Source organism: Leisingera sp. SA215, assembly GCF_055902035.1.
Window position 1 is genome coordinate 183,391 of sequence record NZ_JBVVXU010000005.1, and the last position, 17,723, is coordinate 201,113.

At 63.7% G+C, this 17,723-nt stretch carries 17 protein-coding genes; 8 read left to right on the forward strand and 9 right to left on the reverse strand.

What is annotated here, in order from left to right; genetic code table 11:
* Window positions 1-6 precede the first annotated feature (6 nt).
* The 6 genes from paaD to AC0KW6_RS08010 all read right to left on the reverse strand — a co-directional run bounded on the left by paaD (window position 7) and on the right by AC0KW6_RS08010 (window position 4,615).
* Window positions 7-480: a 1,2-phenylacetyl-CoA epoxidase subunit PaaD gene (gene paaD / locus AC0KW6_RS07985; protein WP_323778079.1), complete on the reverse strand. Its 474-nt coding sequence runs from the start codon at window positions 478-480 to the stop codon at window positions 7-9.
* 133 nt (window positions 481-613) lie between these two features.
* Entirely contained in the window at window positions 614-1,387 is a 774-nt protein-coding gene (gene paaC / locus AC0KW6_RS07990) for a 1,2-phenylacetyl-CoA epoxidase subunit PaaC (RefSeq protein WP_474034624.1), read from the reverse strand.
* Window positions 1,387-1,671: a 1,2-phenylacetyl-CoA epoxidase subunit PaaB gene (gene paaB, locus AC0KW6_RS07995; protein WP_024089017.1), complete on the reverse strand. Its 285-nt coding sequence runs from the start codon at window positions 1,669-1,671 to the stop codon at window positions 1,387-1,389. The genes paaC and paaB overlap by 1 nt, the downstream gene beginning before the upstream one ends.
* Before the next feature lie 64 nt (window positions 1,672-1,735).
* A complete protein-coding gene (paaA, locus tag AC0KW6_RS08000; RefSeq protein WP_323778083.1) occupies window positions 1,736-2,713 on the reverse strand; it encodes a 1,2-phenylacetyl-CoA epoxidase subunit PaaA in 978 nt (325 codons plus the stop codon).
* A gap of 24 nt (window positions 2,714-2,737) precedes the next feature.
* The gene (pcaF, locus tag AC0KW6_RS08005) at window positions 2,738-3,940 is read right to left on the reverse strand and encodes a 3-oxoadipyl-CoA thiolase (RefSeq protein WP_474034625.1); all 1,203 of its coding nucleotides are present in this window, start codon (window positions 3,938-3,940) and stop codon (window positions 2,738-2,740) included.
* A 102-nt stretch (window positions 3,941-4,042) separates the two neighbouring features.
* On the reverse strand, window positions 4,043-4,615 hold the full coding sequence (locus AC0KW6_RS08010; RefSeq protein ID WP_474034626.1) for a GNAT family N-acetyltransferase: 573 nt from the start codon (window positions 4,613-4,615) through the stop codon (window positions 4,043-4,045).
* 131 nt (window positions 4,616-4,746) lie between these two features.
* Here AC0KW6_RS08010 and AC0KW6_RS08015 point away from each other — a divergent pair, with 131 nt between their 5' ends.
* Complete coding sequence (locus tag AC0KW6_RS08015; RefSeq protein ID WP_474034627.1) at window positions 4,747-6,375, forward strand: sulfatase-like hydrolase/transferase; 1,629 nt, start codon at window positions 4,747-4,749, stop codon at window positions 6,373-6,375.
* 125 nt (window positions 6,376-6,500) lie between these two features.
* Window positions 6,501-7,151, forward strand: a complete 651-nt coding sequence (locus tag AC0KW6_RS08020; RefSeq protein ID WP_474034628.1) for a GntR family transcriptional regulator — start codon at window positions 6,501-6,503, stop codon at window positions 7,149-7,151.
* Between the two features lie 61 nt (window positions 7,152-7,212).
* Here the strand turns inward: AC0KW6_RS08020 and AC0KW6_RS08025 are convergent, their stop codons facing one another.
* Window positions 7,213-7,923 carry a type 1 glutamine amidotransferase gene (locus tag AC0KW6_RS08025; RefSeq protein ID WP_474034629.1) on the reverse strand — a complete coding sequence of 237 codons (711 nt, stop codon included), beginning with the start codon at window positions 7,921-7,923 and terminating at the stop codon, window positions 7,213-7,215.
* Window positions 7,924-8,004: 81 nt separating this feature from the next.
* Here AC0KW6_RS08025 and AC0KW6_RS08030 point away from each other — a divergent pair, with 81 nt between their 5' ends.
* Window positions 8,005-9,264 (forward strand): cytochrome P450, encoded by a 1,260-nt coding sequence (locus AC0KW6_RS08030; protein ID WP_474034630.1) that lies wholly within the window; start codon window positions 8,005-8,007, stop codon window positions 9,262-9,264.
* Window positions 9,265-9,374: 110 nt separating this feature from the next.
* Window positions 9,375-10,664, forward strand: a complete 1,290-nt coding sequence (locus AC0KW6_RS08035) for a glutamine synthetase family protein (protein WP_323778095.1) — start codon at window positions 9,375-9,377, stop codon at window positions 10,662-10,664.
* A gap of 138 nt (window positions 10,665-10,802) precedes the next feature.
* On the opposite strand, the gene AC0KW6_RS08040 is transcribed toward AC0KW6_RS08035, so the two are convergent.
* Together AC0KW6_RS08040 and AC0KW6_RS08045 are read right to left on the reverse strand one after the other, a co-directional pair.
* Window positions 10,803-12,158 (reverse strand): aminotransferase class III-fold pyridoxal phosphate-dependent enzyme, encoded by a 1,356-nt coding sequence (locus tag AC0KW6_RS08040; RefSeq protein ID WP_474034631.1) that lies wholly within the window; start codon window positions 12,156-12,158, stop codon window positions 10,803-10,805.
* 48 nt (window positions 12,159-12,206) lie between these two features.
* Complete coding sequence (locus tag AC0KW6_RS08045; RefSeq protein WP_474034632.1) at window positions 12,207-12,986, reverse strand: IclR family transcriptional regulator; 780 nt, start codon at window positions 12,984-12,986, stop codon at window positions 12,207-12,209.
* 174 nt (window positions 12,987-13,160) lie between these two features.
* Between AC0KW6_RS08045 and AC0KW6_RS08050 the strand changes: the two genes are divergently transcribed.
* From AC0KW6_RS08050 to AC0KW6_RS08065, 4 genes are all read left to right on the forward strand, one after another.
* Window positions 13,161-14,108, forward strand: a complete 948-nt coding sequence (locus tag AC0KW6_RS08050; RefSeq protein WP_323778099.1) for a tripartite tricarboxylate transporter substrate-binding protein — start codon at window positions 13,161-13,163, stop codon at window positions 14,106-14,108.
* A 71-nt stretch (window positions 14,109-14,179) separates the two neighbouring features.
* Window positions 14,180-14,710: a tripartite tricarboxylate transporter TctB family protein gene (locus tag AC0KW6_RS08055; protein WP_474034633.1), complete on the forward strand. Its 531-nt coding sequence runs from the start codon at window positions 14,180-14,182 to the stop codon at window positions 14,708-14,710.
* A gap of 9 nt (window positions 14,711-14,719) precedes the next feature.
* Window positions 14,720-16,339: a tripartite tricarboxylate transporter permease gene (locus AC0KW6_RS08060; RefSeq protein ID WP_474034634.1), complete on the forward strand. Its 1,620-nt coding sequence runs from the start codon at window positions 14,720-14,722 to the stop codon at window positions 16,337-16,339.
* Window positions 16,246-17,688 carry an aldehyde dehydrogenase family protein gene (locus AC0KW6_RS08065; protein ID WP_474034655.1) on the forward strand — a complete coding sequence of 481 codons (1,443 nt, stop codon included), beginning with the start codon at window positions 16,246-16,248 and terminating at the stop codon, window positions 17,686-17,688. The genes AC0KW6_RS08060 and AC0KW6_RS08065 overlap by 94 nt, the downstream gene beginning before the upstream one ends.
* Window positions 17,689-17,723: the final 35 nt, after the last annotated feature.

Genomic DNA, 17,723 nt, shown 5'->3' on the forward strand with positions numbered 1-17,723 from the left:
GTCTCCTCAGATGCACTTGAAATAATCAAAGGGTTCGAGGCAGTCCTGGCAGCGCCAGTGGGCCTTGCAGGGGGTCGAGCCGAATTGGCTGACCTTGGTGACATGTTTGCTGCCGCAGTTCGGGCATTTTTCCGGGCCGCCGGCAGCCTGGGGCGGGGCGATACCGTAAGCCTCCAGCTTGGCGCGGCCTTTTTCCGACAGCCAGTCGGTGGTCCAGGCGGGGGAGATCCGGGTTTGCAGTTTCAGATCGGTAATGCCGCGGTCGCGGAGCGCGGTTTCGATATCCAAGGCGATCACCGCAGTTGCCGGGCAGCCGGAATAGGTCGGGGTGACGCTGACAACCAGGGTTCCGCCCTCCCAGGCCACATCACGGATAATGCCGAGATCCACCAGCGAGATCACCGGAATTTCCGGGTCCGGCACGGCGTCAAGCCACTCCCAGATCCGGGCGGTGCTTGGCTGAGTTGTCACTTGGCTCATGCGGTTATCCCTTTTGGCTGTCCCGCCCGGCGGAAACGCCGGGCAGCGCCCGTTCCGCCCCCCCCACGGGAGGCAGGCGTTCAAAGCCCGCCCTACGGGGACAGGCGCTGCCCTCAATTCGTCATCAATCCCGTTACCACTTGGCGCCCGGGTAGGCGCGCTGCAGCCATTGCATCTGGGTCAGCAGATGGCCCAGGTGCTCGGTGTGCATCGCACCGTTCCGCCCGCCCTTATGGGCAAAGCGGCTCTCCGGGACGGTCAGCGTCGCGTCGCTCAGGATGCGGGTGACCAGCGCGTCGTATTCCTCGCGCAGGGCCGCCGGATCGGGGGCGATGCCAGCCTTGACCATCGCGGCGTCCACGTCATCAGACTGGAACATCTCACCCGCGTAGGGCCACAGATAGTCCAGCGCCTCTTGCATCCGGCGGTGGCTTTCCTCGGTGCCGTCGCCCAGGCTCACCACGGTATCGGCGGAGCGCTCCAGGTGATAGGCGACTTCTTTCGAAGCCTTCTCGGCAATCGCCGCGACCCGTTCGTCGGAGGATTTCATCAGCCGGCCCAGCTGGATCGAGTGCCAGGCGTCAAACAGGAACTGGCGCATCAGGGTGCGGCCGAAATCGTGGTTCGGCACCTCTGCCAGCAGAACATTGCGGAAATCCCAGGCGTCGCGCAGAAAGGCGAGGTCGTCGGCGGATTTTCCTTGGCCTTGCACTTCAGCGGCGAGGCCAAGCCACATCTGGGTCTGGCCGATCATGTCCAGCGCGGTGTTGGCCAGCGCGATGTCTTCCTCCAGCGCCGGCGCGCGGCCGCACCATTCGCTGGTCCGGTGGCCCAGGATCAGGGTGTTGTCGCCCATCCGCAGCAGGAACTGCAGAAAGGCCTCATCCTTGGAAAGCGGCGCGGCCATCACATCGCCCCCACGTCTTCGGGAATGTCAAAGAAGGTCGGGTGGCGGTAGACTTTGGACTCGGCCGGTTCATAAAGCGGGCCTTTGTCGCTGGGAGAGGAGGCCGCGATGCGGTTGGCCTCGACCACCCAGATCGACACGCCTTCATTGCGGCGGGTATAGACGTCGCGGGCGTTCTTGATCGCCATTTCGGCGTCCGGCGCATGCAGGGAGCCGACGTGGCGGTGGCTCATCCCGTGCTGGCCGCGGATGAAGACTTCCCAGAGGGGCCATTCGTTTTTCATATCTCTAATCCTCCTGGCTGAGGGGGGCGCCGCACGGCAGGCCGGAGCGCCGGAATGCTTGGGGTTATTCGGCGGCGTGCTTTTGCGCGGCTTTCTTTCTGGCATGGGCCAGCATTCCGTCGCGCACCCAGGCGCCGTCGTCCCAGGCCTTGTTGCGGGCGGCGAGCCGGTCCACGTTGCACGGGCCGTTGCCCTGGATCACCTCAAAGAACTCGGACCAGTCCGGGTCGGTGTAATCGTAATGGCCGCGTTCCTCGTTCCATTTCAGATCCGGGTCGGGGACAGTCAGGCCAAGGAACTCGGCCTGCGGCACGGTCTGGTCGACGAACTTCTGGCGCAGCTCGTCATTGGTGTTCATCTTGATCTTCCAGGCCATCGACTGCGCCGAATGGACCGAATCCTTGTCGGAGGGGCCGAACATCATCAGCGACGGATACCAAAGGCGGTTCAGCGCATCCTGGGCCATCTTCTTTTGCTCGGGTGTGCCCTCGGCCATCTTGCGGATGGCGTCATAGCCCTGGCGCTGGTGAAAGCTTTCCTCTTTGCAGACCCGGATCATGGCGCGGGAGTAGGGGCCGAAGGAGGTCCGCTGCAGCGGCACCTGGTTCATGATCGCGGCGCCATCGACCAGCCAGCCGACCGCGCCGATGTCGGCCCAGTTCAGCGTCGGGTAGTTGAAGATCGACGAATACTTCATGCGCCCGTCCAGCAGCATTTCCGTCATCTCGTCGCGGGACACGCCCAGCGTTTCCGCCGCACAGTAAAGATACAGGCCGTGACCGGCCTCATCCTGCACCTTGGCCAGCAGGATCGCCTTGCGCTCCAGCGTCGGCGCGCGGGTGATCCAGTTGCCCTCGGGCAGCTGACCGACGATTTCGGAATGGGCGTGCTGGCCGATCTGGCGGATCAGCGTCTTGCGGTAGCCTTCGGGCATCCAGTCCTTGGGTTCGATCTTCTCACCCGCGTCGATGCGCGCCTGAAAGGCGGCCAGCTGTTCGGGATCGTCCTGGGTCGCCTCGGATTTGACCATCTGAGCATACATGTCTGGGACCTCCTGCGGGTTAGGTTACACGCGTTCCAGGATCAGGGCTGTCCCCTGTCCGACACCAACGCACATGGTACACAGCGCATAACGGCCACCGCTGCGCTGCAATTGATAGGCGGCGGTCAGCACCAGCCGTGCGCCGGACATGCCGAGCGGGTGGCCCAGCGCAATGGCGCCGCCATTAGGGTTAACATGGGGCGCATCGTCCGCGATGCCAAGTTCGCGCAGCGTGGCAAGGCCCTGGCTGGCAAAGGCCTCGTTCAACTCGATCACGTCCATCTGCCCGATGGTCAGGCCGGTGCGGTCCAGCACCTTGCGGGTGGCGGGCACCGGGCCGATGCCCATGATGCGCGGCTCAACCCCGGCAGCGGCCATGCCGACGATGCGGGCCATCGGTTTCAAACCGCTTCTGGCGGCCGCAGCCTCGTTGGCCATCAGGATCGCAGCAGCACCGTCATTGACGCCGGAGGCATTGCCCGCGGTCACCGTCTTGTCCGGGCCGTTGACGCCCTTGAGCCCGGCCAGCTTTTCAGCCGAGGTGCCGGGGCGGGGGTGTTCGTCGGTGTCCACCACCAGCGGATCGCCCTTGCGCTGGGGGATCGTCACCGGGGTGATCTCGTCTTTGAAAATACCGGCCGCTTGCGCTGCGGCCCAGCGGGCCTGGCTGCGGGCGGCAAAGGCGTCCTGATCCTCGCGGGAGACGCCGTAATCCGCAGCGACGTTGTCGGCGGTCTGCGGCATCGAGTCGGTGCCGTACATCTTCTCCATCTTGGGGTTCACAAACCGCCAGCCGATGGTGGTGTCATAGACCGCATTGGCGCGGGTGAAGGCGGCGGTTGCCTTGGGCATCACAAAAGGCGCGCGGCTCATGCTTTCGACGCCGCCGGCGATGGCCATATCATAATCGCCCGCCTTGATGCCGCGCGATGCCATGCCGACCGCGTCCATGCCGGACGCGCAAAGCCGGTTGATGGTGGTGCCGGGAACGGTGGCGGGCAGGCCCGCCAGCAGCGCCGCCATGCGGGCGACGTTGCGGTTGCTTTCACCGGCCTGATTGGCGTCGCCCAGGATCACGTCATCCAGGCTGCCCCAGTCCGCATCCGGGTTGCGCGCGGCCAGGGCGGCAATCGGCAGGGCGGCCAGGTCATCGGTGCGCAGCTGGCTGAGGGCGCCGCCATAGCGGCCGATCGGGGTGCGGGTGGCATCGCAGATGAAAGCATCCATGGGTGTTCGCGTCTCCTGTGGCGGCGGCAGGGATAAGCCGACCGTTGGGTCGGTGATACGCCGGAAGATGATTCGCGGCAAGTTAAATGTAACGCACTTCTTCTACTCTGTGAAATCCTGTAACGCATTAACCCGTGCGCCGTGCGGCTGACCGCTCTGCGCAAACTGAAAGACGTCGTTGGGGTATTTTTCTCCACCGATCTGAAAATGGGTCATGCCGGTGCGGCTGAACCCGTGCCGCAGGTAAAAGCCGATGGCGGGACGGTTTTCGGAATTGGTGGTTAGCCAGGGCGCATCCCAGCCCAGCCCGCGGCACAACTCCAGCCCTGCCGCCAGCAGGCAGCGGCCGGTGCCGCTGCCATGGTGGCGTGGCTGAACATAGAGCGTCGAAATCTCTGTGCAGGAGGGACCGCCAACCGGGCAGGGGCGGCCGTGGCTCAGCCGGATATAGCCGACGATGCCCTGCTGGTTCTGCGAGACCAGAAACCGCTCCTGCGGGTCCGCCAGCGCGGCCTCGAAATGCGCCGGGGTAAAGTGGTCCAGGACGTAATCGGAAAACTGTGCGGAAACGCCGTGGCGCAGGTAGGTGCCCAGCCAGACCTCAATCGACAGGGCAGCCAGGCTGGAGCAGTCATGCGCCGCCGCGGGGCGGATCGGGGGCTGGGCTGAATGCATGGGGAGGCCTCTGAATATTGGAGTGAAATGCGCAATGGTTCAGTCAGTCCTGCGGGCCGGTCAAGAAACTTTGCTCGTCAAGAATGCTTCACCTGTTTAATATTGTACCTGCATCGATAGGGGAGGCGCCGATGAACATTCTCTACATCATGTTCGATCAGCTGCGGTTCGATTACCTCAGCTGCGCGGGCCATCCGCATCTGCAGACGCCGCATATCGACGCGCTGGCGGCCAGGGGCGTGCGCTTCACCCGCGCCTATGTGCAGTCGCCCACCTGCGGCTCGTCGCGGATGTCGAGCTATACCGGGCGTTACCCCTCCAGCCACGGAGTGCAGTTCAACAGCTATCCCTTGCGGGTGGGGGAGTGGACCATGGGTGACCATCTGCGCAAGGCGGGGATGGGCTGCCACCTGATCGGCAAGACCCATATGGTGGCCGATGCCGAAGGGATGCAGCGGCTGGGGCTGGCGCCGGACAGCGAGATCGGCGTGCGGCAGTCGGAATGCGGCTTTGACCCCTATGTGCGCGATGACGGGCTGTGGGCGGAAGGGCCGGACGGGTTCTATGACGCAAAGCGCAGCCCCTACAATGAGTACCTGAAGGGCAAGGGCTATCCCGGCGGCAACCCCTGGAACGATTTTGCCAATGCCGCGGTTGAGGGCGGGGATGTGGCGTCGGGCTGGTTCATGGTCAATGCGGACAAGCCCGCCAATATTGCCGAGGAGGACAGCGAAACCCCCTGGCTGACCACTCAGGCGATGGACTTCATCGCACAGGCGGAAGAACCGTGGTGCGCGCATCTCAGCTATATCAAACCGCATTGGCCCTATATCGTGCCCGCGCCTTATCACGGCATGTACGGGCCGGAGCATGTGCTGCCGGCGGTGCGCTCAGATGCTGAGCGCGAGGACGCGCATCCGGTGTTTCAGGGCATGATGAACAACCAGATCGGCAAAACCTTCAGCCGGGACGAGGTGCGCGGCAAGGTGATCCCCGCCTATATGGGGCTGATCAAACAGGCCGACGACCAGATGGGCCGCCTGTTCGGCTGGCTGGAGGACACCGGCCGGATGCAGGACACGATGATTGTGGTGACTTCGGATCACGGTGATTATCTGGGCGATCACTGGCTGGGGGAGAAGAACCTGTTCCATGACCCCTCCATCAAAGTGCCGCTGATCATTTACGATCCGCGCGCGGATGCGGATGCTGCACGTGGAACAACCTGCGATGAACTGGTCGAGGCGATCGACCTGTTGCCGACCTTCCTGGACGCGGCGGGCGGCGATCCGGCACCGCATATCCTGGAGGGGCGCTCGCTGATGCCGTTCCTGCGCGGGGAAAGCCCGGAATGGCGGGACTATGCCATTGCCGAGTTCGACTATTCCACCATGCCGCTGTGCGAAAAGCTGGGACTTGAGCCCAAGGATGCGCGGCTGTTCATGGTGGCGGACAAACGCTGGAAGTTCATGCACGCCGAGGGCGGGCTGCGTCCGATGCTGTTCGACATGGAGAACGACCCGGACGAACTGGTGGATCTGGTCAAAGGAGCAGCTCATCAGGAGGTCATCGATCTGATGTATGACCGGCTGCTGACGTGGGGCCTCAGGATGTCGCAGCGGATCACCCTGTCGGATGCGCAGATCAAGGCGCGGCGCGGCACATCCGGCCGCAAGGGTATCCTGCTGGGGGTCTATGAGGCCGGCGAGCTGGCCCCGGAGCTGACAGAGAAATACCGTGGGCCGGTGCCGCGCGGCTGACACCGCTCTTTCATCTTGCCAAAAATACTCCGGGGGAGCCCGCAGGGCGGGGGCAGCGCCCCCGATCCGCGTTGCCAGCCGATCACAGCGGGCCTAAATTGGCGCAAATGCAGCAAGGGTGCGATATGGCAGGGCAGACGGAACAGGTTCTGAACGCAATTCTCCAGGACATCGAGGCCGGCCGGCTGGTGCCAGGCGCGCCGCTGGAGGAGGGCGATCTGGTGGACCGCCACGGGGTGTCCCGCACGCCGGTGCGCGAGGCCTTTATCCAGCTGGAGGCAATCGGGCTGATCAAGCGGCTGCCGCGCAAAGGCGCGGTGCTGTTCAAGCCGACGCTGGAGGAATTCCTGGCGATTCTGGAAGTGCATGCCCGGCTGGAAGGGCAGGCCGCGGCACTGGCGGCGCGGCGGCTGTCACCAGCACAGGCCAGCGAGCTGGACGCGGCAGTTGCCGCCTGCGAGCGGCATGCAGCGGAGCAGGGCGATGGTGATCCGGCGGGCTATTACCAGCTGAACCTGAGGTTTCATGCCTGTGTGGCCGAAGGGTCGGGCAATCCGTTTCTGGTCGAGATGATCAAAACCAACGCCCGCAAGCTGATGGCCTATTACCGGGCGCGCTACCGCTATCCCGGCGCCATTGCGCAGTCGGCCAGGGAACACCGGGAGATTGCCGCGCTGATCTTAGCTCATGACGGTGAGGGGGCGGAGGCGGCGATGATCTCCCATGTTCAGTTCGATCAGGTGACGGTGATGGACTTGCTCGCCGCTTTGGGCTGAACGGAGCCTTGCGGCTCGGTGCCTTCGGCGGGAGTATTTTTAACCAGAAAGAAGCGGTGAATCAGCTCTGCCGGGCCTGTTCGAAGAAACGCGCGAGGCATTCGGCAAAGATTTTCTGGTCGGCGCGTCCGGCAAGGCTGTCCAGCGCGCGGGCGTAGACATTGGAACCAAGGGTTTCGCGCAGCTCTTCGGTCAGGGCGGTGATGAAATCGTGGCTCATCTCCGGGTGGTGCTGGGTGGTGAAGATATGGCACCCAAGGGTGAAGCCGCTGTTGATGCCGCCAGAGGTGCTGAAGGGGCTGGCCCCTTCGGGCAGGGTGGCAACGCATTCACAGTGCGCGCCGTAGAGATTTACCTCATCCGGCAGGCCGCCGGCCCAGCCGGGGCGGTTCAGCAGCTGGTTGCGGGTCAGCCCGTGCACCCAGCCGTCCGGGTTGTGATCAAGCGTGCCGCCAAGCGCCAGGGCGATGGCCTGATGGCCGAAACAGGCGCCGAACAGCGGAAAGCGGCGGCTGTGGGCCGTGCGGATCAGCTTTAGCAGCTGCGTGATCCAGGGCGCGCCGGAGCGGACCGAGGCCGGGCTGCCGGTGATCATTGCGCCGTCAAAGGCAAACAGGTCCTGCGGGAATGCGCCGTCTTTCACGGAGAACTCAGAGGTGCGCCAATCCGGCCGCGCCATCTGTATGAGGCCGGTAAATTTCTCGCCGTCCTTCGGGCGGGCCTGGGCAAACGTGCTTTCGTCGGTGTTGGTCATCAGGATGGCCAGATGCATCAGGATACTCGCAAGGTTTTCATTTACATACTTATGATGTCCATTAATATACATTGAGCAAGCAAGTCAGGGAAGCCCGCAATGACAGTCTGGAGCCCCACGGATGACGGCCATGCGGATCTGAGCAGCCATGATGCCTTTGCCCAGGGTGCGCCGCACAACACCTTTGCCCGGCTGCGCCGCGAGGATCCGCTGCATTGGACCGAATATGCGGGCGGTGAAAACTTTTGGTCGGTCACCCGCTATGACGACATCACGGCGATGAACAAAAATACCGAGGTGTTTTCCTCGGCCCGCGGGATCCGGATGGAGGATCAGTCTTACGAGGAATACCTGGCGCGGCGGACCTTTCAGGAAACCGACCCGCCGGAGCATTCCAAGGTGCGTATGAAGCTGCTGAAAGCGTTCTCAAAAACCACAATGGCGCAGTATGAGAAGGATATTCGGGATTTGTGCGCGGATATTCTGGATCAGGCGCTGGCCAAGGGGGAGTTTGACGCCACCAAGGAAATCGCCCGGCAGCTGCCGATGCGGATGCTGGGCCGGGTGGTGGGCCTGCCGGAGGCGGACCTGCCCTGGCTGGTTGAAAAAGGCGATGCGCTGATTGCCAATACCGACCCGGATTTCACCTCCCATGTGCTGGACAAGATGCAGACGGATGAGTTCCGGATGATGCCCTTCAACTCCCCCGCCGGGGCGGAGCTGTATGTCTATGCCAGGGAGCTGATGGAGGCGAAGGCGAAGACGGGCGATACTGCGGGGGTGCTGAACCTGATCCTGGAACCGGCCAAGGATGGCTCGGTGATTACCGGGGACGAGTTCCGTAATTTCTTTTGCCTGCTGGTGGCGGCGGGCAATGACACCACGCGATATTCGATTGCCGCGGGCATTCAGGCGATGTGCCATCAGCCGGAGCTGCTGGAACAGATGCAGGCGGGCGGCGCGGTCTGGGAGACGGCGGCGGATGAGATCATCCGCTGGGCCACACCGGCGCTGTATTTCCGCCGCACCGCGACGCGGGATGTGGAGATGCATGGCAAGACCATCCGGGCAGGCGACAAGGTGCTGTACTGGTTTGCCTCGGCCAACCGGGATGATCGGTACTTTGAAGATCCATTTCACGTGAATCTGCACCGCAGCCCGAACCGGCATCTGTCGTTCGGCCAGTTCGGCCCGCATGTCTGCCTGGGCATGTGGCTGGCGCGGCTGGAGGTGACGGTGCTGTTTCAGGAACTGGCCCGGCGCATCCGGCATATCGAACCCGCCGGGCCGCACAAGTTTCTGCGCTCAAACTTTGTGGGCGGGATCAAGGCGCTGCCGGTGCGGGTGGAAGCTGCGTGAACCTCAGCCCCTTCCAAAGGGAAGATTCTGCAAAAAACCGATATATATGTTAAGCAACAAGGCACGGGAAACGATGCCGAAGACAGTCCAACAGGGAAGGACCTTGTTCCATGAAGACCCGCCTGCGCGCGATGTTTTGCGATCACCTCAGCATCATGCGGGGGAAGTATCTGCCCAATTCCAAGATCGGTGATGACTCGACCCGGTTCTGCCGCTCGGTCTTTGGCACCCACTATGACAGGGACCTGCTGGATGCGCCGGGTGCGATGGTCAAGCAGGGCCTGCCGGATATGGAGCTGAAGTGGCTGCATGACGATATCCGCGACAGCTGGCATGCTTCGACCAAGGTGGTGCTGGGGGATCTGTACGACGATGCGGGGGCGCCGCTGCCGCTGTGCCCGCGCGGCACGCTGAAGCGGGCGGTGGCAGACTGGCGGAAACACGGGCTGACGCCGAAAGTCGGGATTGAGCTGGAAGCCTTTGCGCTGCAGGCGGATGATCGCGGGCGGCTGATGCCCTATGACGCGCCGGGCGGCGTGGTTTACGGCACCGGCCCCTTTGCTGATCCCCTGCGATTCAATGACCGGATCTGGGCGATGGCGGATGACATGGGGTTCAGTCTCGACATGATCACGGCGGAATTCGACAGCCCGCAGTTTGAATACACGCTGACCTTTGACGACGCGGTGAAGGCAGTAGATGACATCGTGCTGTTCCGCCTGATGGCGCGCGAGGTGGCGCTGGAATACGGCATTGTCCTGACCTTCATGCCGAAACCGGTGGCCGAGGCCGGCGGTTCGGGCATGCATATCAACTTTTCCTTTGCGGATGAGGCGGGCGGCAATGCGCTGTCCGCGGGGCCGCGGGGCGGGCCAGAGCATATGAACGATCTGGCGCGCGGCTGTCTGGCGGGCCTGCTGCATCACCACAAGGGGCTGGCGGGGCTGATTGCACCCAGCGCCAACAGTTACATGCGGCTGCAGCCGGGGTCGCTGTCGGGGTATTGGCAGAACTGGGGCGGCGATCATCGCAATGTGACCACGCGGATCAGTTCCGAGGGCGGCGCCAAGGCGCGGCTGGAGCACCGGATGGCGGATGCCTCGGCCAATCCCTACACGGCAGTGGCGGCGGTGCTGCAGGCGGCGCGGCTGGGGGTGGAGAACGGCCACCAGCTGCCGCCGATGGAGACCGGCGACGGCTTTGACCGCACCGATGCGCGCGAGGGCACCGCAGTGGATCTGAAGGGCGCGGTTGGCGATCTGGAGCGGGATACTGTGCTGGCAGAGGCCGTGGGGCCGGAGCTGGTTGCCAGTCACGTCTTCATGAAGCGCAAGGAAGTGCGCAAGACCCGTGATCTGGAGGGCGACGGGATGCGCGATTTCTACGTGCATTTCATCTGAGTTTCTATATGCCGCAACCGCGCCGCGCCAGCGGCGCCGCCGAAGGCGCGGGCCCGAAGCATTTGCTTCAGGTCCGCCATGGCATTTCGCGGTGCCCGGACCTTGCGGCCCGGGCGCGGGCGGCGTCTGGCGCGGGTGTCAGCCCGCTGCCGCCAGGCCTGCGTCCAGGGCGGACAGGATGGTCGCGGCTTCGGCCTCGCTCAGCACCAGCGGCGGTGACAGGATGATATTGGGGCCGGAGACCCGCACCATCGCGCCGGCCTTATAGGCCGCTTCCTGCAGCCTGCCGGTGGACGCCTTGTCCGCCGCCGTCTTGGTGGTGCGGTCGGACACCAGTTCCACTGCGCTCATCAGGCCGTGGCCGCCGCGGACATCGCCGATCAGCTCGTATTTTTGTTGCAGCGCCAGCAGGCCCTCATGGATCTGGGTGCCGCGGGCGGCGGCATTTTCGGGCACGTTCAGGCGCAGGGTCTCTTCCAGGCAGGCCAGAGCGGCAGCCGCCCCGACCGGATGGCCGGAGTAGGTGTAGCCATGGCCGATGGCGGCCTTGCCGGTGGTGTCCTTCTCGAAGACCTCGGTCATGCGATCTGCGATCATCACCGCCCCGAAGGGGAAGTAGCCGTTTGTGATCGCTTTTGCGGTGCACATCATGTCCGGCTGCACGCCCCAGTGGCGCGAACCGGTCCAGGAGCCGGTCCGCCCGAAGGCGGTGATCACCTCATCGGCGATCAGCAGGATGCCATGTTTCGTGCAGATCTCGCGCACGCCGGGCATGAAGCTGGAATGCGGCGGGATCACCCCGCCCGCACCCAGGATCGGCTCCATGATGAAGGCGGCGATCGTGCCTGCGCCCTGGAAGGCAATTTCATCCTCCAGTGCCTGCAGGCAGAACTGGGCGAGGCGCTCCGGGTCGGTCTCGTTGAACGGGTTGCGGTAGGTATAGGGCGCCGGGATGTGATAGCAGCCGGGCAGCAGCGGTTCGTACTGGGTGCGGAAATTGGCATTGCCGTTGACTGAGGCGCCGCCCATGTGGGTGCCGTGATAGCCCTTTTTCAGGCTCAGGAATTTGGTGCGGCCGGCCTCGCCGCGGATCTTGTGGTACTGGCGGGCCAGCCGCAGGGCGGTTTCCACCGAATCCGAGCCGCCGGAGGTGAAAAACGCGCGGGTGAGCCCGTCGGGTGCAAAGAATTTGCGCAGCTCCTCGGCCAGCTGGATCACCTGGTCGTTGGTGGTGCCGCGGAAGGTGGAGTAGTAGGGCAGCACATCCAGCTGCGCGGCAATCGCGTCCTTCACCGGCTGGCAGGAAAAGCCGAGGTTCACGTTCCACAGGCCGCCGACCGCATCGACCACTTCGTGCCCGTCGACATCGGTGATCTTCACGCCTTGCGCCGAGGTGATGATCGCGGGCGGGTTGGCGAGGCTGTCGCCGGGATGCGCCATCGGGTGCCAGAGCGATTTGGCGTTGTGTTCTTTCAGGAAGTTGGAGTCTTTCATGGGGTCAGCTCCTGGATGCGGCCCCGAGCGGGACCTGAGATGGGGAAGTCAGGCGGCGCTGTCCTGCGGATAGTCTGCAGGCGCCGAGCCGCCGATGCGATGGGTGAGGGCGGCACCCGCGCGGCGCAGGGCAGCGGGGATTCCATGTGTTTGTTCCGGGGTCATGCGGGAAACCGGCGCGGCCACGGCGAGCGCCCCGATCACCTGGCGGTCGGGGCCGAAGACCGGCACAGCGTGGGAATGCACATCCGCCTCAAAGCCGCCGATGGATTGCGCCATGCCGGCGCTGCGGACATCTGCCAGCTGGGCGCGGATTTCCTGCGGATCGGTAAGCGTTTCAGATGTGTGGGCCTGCAATGGCTGCGCCAGCGCCGCGTCAACAAAGCCGGGGTCGGCATAGGCCAGCACCGCCATGCCGGAACTGGTGCCGTGAAAGGTCAGCACCTCGGCGTCCTCCATCATCACCTTGGTGGCATGGCGCGGCGAATAGGCGTGCGACAGCGAGTTCAGCTGGCTGCCCTGCAGGAGCGAGAGGTGGGTTGTTTCACCGGTTTCGTCGCTCAGATCGCGCAGCACCCGGCGGGACACGGAGAGAATCGGAACCGCCGCCTCGCGCAGGGCAGCCAGACGCAGAACCTGCGGGCCGAGCCTGTACATGCGGTCGCCGTCTGTCTGTTCGACAAAGCCTGCGACCTGCAGCTCGCTCATCATCCGGTAGACCGTTGCCTTGTTCATGCCGGACAGGCGGGAAAGGTCGCTGAGCCCGATCCCGGTCCGGCCGTGGTTAAAATATGTCAGTAATGACAAGGCTTTGGATACCGTTCCCATGCGCCTGTTCATTCTCCCTGTTTGATCTTGGCAGGTGGCGACTTCGGAAAAAGACGCACCTTGGATGCAATTTTCTTGACAGATAACGGGGCGGGCTGTCAATCTAAATTCAAACCAAGGGTTCGAATAATGAACCATCGGCAAAAGGCCGAAATGAAAACTGGGAGGAAAGTCATGAAACTTAAAACCCTCATGAAAGGGGCCGCCGCTGCGGCGGCGCTGGGGCTGAGCGCGGTTGCGGCGCAGGCCGACTATCCGGAGAAGCCGGTGAATTTCATCGTGCCGTGGCCGCCGGGTGATCTGGAGGATGTGCTGACGCGGATGATCGCAGAGGATTTTCAGAACGAATACGGTGTTGCGGCAGCTGTCGTGAACAAGCCGGGCGGCGGCGGCGGTCCGTTCCCCGGCGCCATTGAAGTCGCCAACGCGCCGAGCGATGGCTACACCGTCGGCTCCTTTGTGATCGGCGTGCCGGTGATGGGCCACCAGATCGACATCCCGCCGCTGACACCCGAGAAATTCGACCCGCTGGGGATCTTCCTGACCTATCCCTTTGTCATCGCGACCTCGGGCAATGCGCCCTACAGCTCGATGGAAGAGCTGGCGGCCTATGCCAAGGAAAACGACGTGGCGCTGGGCCATTTCGGCGATGTGCTGACGCCGACCCAGGTGACCAAGGCCTATGCCAAGAATGCCGGTTTCGAATGGGGCTCGGACGCGGCCTTTGATGCACTGGATTGCAACACACTGGCCTCGGGAGATGCGGATGTGATCAACACCACACTGCAGCTGGTGCTGCCCTGCCTTGATGACATCAAGGTGCTGGTCTCGATCACCGACGAGCGTATCCCGCTGGCACCCGATGCGCCGACCATCGGCGAGCTGGACAAGAGCCTGGACATCGCCCTGTGGAACGGGCTGTTTGTCACCAAGGACACCCCGCAGGATGTGCGCGACAAGATCATCGCCGTGGCCGAAAAGACGGTGATGAGCGAACGCGCGCAGAACGTTGCCAAGGAAACCGGCGCCCTGGTTTACTGGCAAAACGCAGGGGACAGCGCCGCCCGGGTTGCCAATGACATCGGCACCATGGCCCGTATCAGCGGCCTGCTGTCGGAGTAATCCTCCCCCGCGGCATCGGGGTCTGATTGGTCCCGGTGCCGTTTCACTCGCGCGGACAAAGAATTTCACACATGGCTTCGGAACGTGAACACCGCTTTGCCGGACCGCGGCGCGGACAGCTGGTTTTTGCCCTCTTCCTGGTGGGCGCGGCGCTGCTGCTGCTGGTTCTGATCACCGAGCAGACCGCCTGGGTCCAGAAGACCAGGCTGTTTGCCCAGCCGCGGTTCTGGCCCGCTGTCGCCATTGGCGGCATGGTGCTGCTGGGGGGGCTGCATCTGTATAAACTGCCGTGGCGGCGGGTCAGCCGTTACGACCTGCGGGAGCTCAGGCGCTGGGCGCAGGTTTTCGAATTTGCCGGCTGGTTCATGGGGTATGTCCTTTTGGTGCCGGTCATCGGCTATCTGCCGGTGACACTGGCCTTCATGCCGCTGCTCAGCTGGCGGATGGGCTATCGCAGCCGCTTCATGCTGGGCATCAGCCTTGCCTTTGCGGTGGCAGTGGTGGTGCTGTTCAAGGCCGTCCTGTCGGTCAAGATCCCGGGCGCGATGCTGTACGAATATCTGCCGGGGCCGCTGCGCAGCTTTTTCATTCTTTATCTCTGAGTGCCCGCCATGGACCTTATCCTGTCTGCCATAGAAATCCTGATGCGCTGGGACGTGGCGCTGGCGCTGCTGGCGGGATCGGTCGGCGGCGTGCTTATCGGCGCGATCCCCGGAGTCGGTCCGGCGGTGGCGATTGCCATCCTGTTGCCCGCGACGTTTTCGATGGATCCGATTGTGGGCCTGACGGTGCTGCTGGGGATCTACGGCTCTTCCATGTACGGCGGCGCCATTCCGGCGATCCTGATCAATACGCCCGGCACCGCGGTCAATGCGCTGACCACCTATGACGGCTATCCGATGACCGCGCGGGGGGAGCCGCGAAGGGCGTTAAGCCTGGCCTATTCCGCCAGCTTTTTCGGCGGCATCTTCTCGGTCATCTGTTTGATCCTGTTTGCCCCGGTGCTGGCAAAGATCGCGCCGATGTTCGGCTCGCGCGAGATTTTCATGGCCGCACTTTTGGGCCTGATCCTGGTGGTGGTCGCCCACCGCGGCCAGGCGCTGATTGCGGGGGCGCTGGCCTGTTTCGGGATATTCCTGCAGACCATCGGGCTGGAGCCGGTGAAATACACCCAGCGCTACACTTTCGGGCAGGATTTCCTCGGCGGCGGCATCAATCTGATCGTTGTTGTGCTGGGGCTGTTTGCCATTTCCCAGGCCTTTGTGCTGCTGACGGATGAGGACGAGAAGGTCCGCATGACCCGCCTGCGCGGCGGCATGTTCCAGGGCCTGCGCGAGCTGGCCCGCCATCCGCGGGTGGCTGGTGTCTCCGCTACCTTTGGCGTGCTGATGGGCATGGTGCCCGGTGTGGGGGAATTCACTGCGCAATTCATGTCCTACACCTATGCGCAAAAAACCTCGAAACGGCCGCAGGATTTCGGTCATGGCTCCTCGGAAGGGCTGATCGCGGCGGAGACCGCCAATAACGCCGTGCCAGCGGCGGCCATGGTGCCGCTCTTGGCGCTGGGCATCCCGGGCGAGGCGCTGACGGCGATGATGCTGTCGGTCTTTTATGTGCACAACGTGGTGCCGGGGCCGGGGCTGTTCCAGAACGACATGGATTTCGTGGTGGCGTTGTATCTCGCGCTGCTGATCCTGAACGTGCTGGTGCTGCTGTTCCTGCTGTTTGCCACCCGGTCGCTGATCCAGGTGGTGCGCATCCCCAACCGGTTCCTGGGGGTCTGCATCCTGACGCTCAGCTTTGTCGGCGTCTACAGTTTGCGCAATTCCGTCACCGACTGTGTGATGGCGGCGGCGTTTGGTGTCCTTGGCTATGTGCTGAAACGCCTGTCGCTGCCCGCGGTGCCGATCATCCTGGGCATGGTTCTGGGCGGCATCATGGAGGTGAAGCTGCGCGCGGCCATGGCAAGGGTGAAGGAACCCTTTGATTTCATTGACCGCCCGGTGGCGTTCATCCTGTTTCTACTCATCATCATTGTTCTGGCGGTCCACATCCTGCGGGTGCTGAAGGACCAGAAGGAACTGAAGGAGGCCGAATGGCAGACCAAATCCTCATCGACAAGCTTCGCAAGCTTGATGTGGCGCCGCAGAAACTCTTTCTTGAAGGATCATGGCAGGAAGGTTCGGGCCAGACACTCGAAGTTGCTTCGCCGGTTGACGGATCTGTTCTGACCACCCTGCAGGGCGCCTCTGCCGCGGACGTCGAAATCGCCGTCGCCTCGGCACGGCGGGCCTTTGAGGACCGCCGCTGGGCGGGACAGAGCCCTGCCGCAAGGAAGCAGGTGCTGCACAGGATTGCGGACCGGATCGATGCAGAGGCAATTGAACTGGCAGTGCTGGGTGTGCGCGACAACGGCACCGAGTTCAACATGGCGCTGAAGGCCGAGCCGGGATCGGCGGCGGGCACATTCCGCTACTACGCCGAGGCGTTGGACAAGGTTGCCGGGGAGGTCGCGCCGACCGCGCCGGATGTGCTGGGGCTGGTGCAGCGGATGCCGGTGGGAGTGGTAGGCGCCATCGTGCCGTGGAACTTCCCGCTGATGATCGGCGCCTGGAAGCTGGCGCCGGCGCTTGCGATGGGCAATTCGGTGGTGCTGAAACCGGCGGAAACTGCCTCGCTGACGCTGCTGCGGCTGGCGGAAATCTGCTCCGAATGCGGCCTGCCGGACGGGGTGCTGAATGTGGTGACCGGCTCCGGCGCCGAGGCGGGTGCCGCGCTGGCGGCGTCCAACGGCGTGGATGTGCTGGCGTTCACCGGCTCCGGCGCGACGGGGCGCAAGCTGCTGGAGGCCTCGGCGCGGTCCAACCTCAAGCGTTGCTATCTGGAGCTGGGCGGCAAATCCCCCAACATTGTCTTTGCCGATGCGCCGGATCTGGCCAAGGCGGCCAAGATCTCTGCCGCGGGCATTTTCCGCAATTCCGGGCAGGTCTGTATTGCCGGTTCCCGCCTGCTGGTCGAGGCGTCGGTTCATGATGAGTTTGCCGAACTGCTGCAGGCCGAGGCCGAGGCGCTGCGGGTGGGCGATCCGCTGGACCTGAAAACGCATATCGGCGCGGTCAATTCCGAGGAGCAGCTGCGCCGCAACCTCTCCTTTATGGATATGGCGCGGGCAGAGGGCGGGCAGGTCATCACCGGCGGGCAGCGGATTCTGGAAGACACCGGCGGCACCTATATGTCGCCGGCAATTGTCACCCATGTGGCGCAGGATCACGCGCTGTTCCAGCGCGAGGTCTTCGGGCCGGTGCTGGCGGTTACCAGGTTCGAGACCGAGGCAGAGGCGCTGAGCCTTGCCAATGCCACCGACTTTGGCCTGGCGGCAGGTGTTTGGACCGCAAACCTGTCCCGCGCACACAGGATGGTGGCGGGCATCCGCGCCGGCGTGGTGCATGTGAACACCTATGGCGGGTCTGATAACACAGTGCCTTTGGGCGGCGTCGGCCAGTCCGGCAACGGCCATGACAAGTCGCTGCATGCGCTGGACAAATACACCGACCTGAAAACAGCTTGGATCCAGCTGTGAAGCAGGTTTTGCCGGCGCAAAACCTGCTGCCTCCG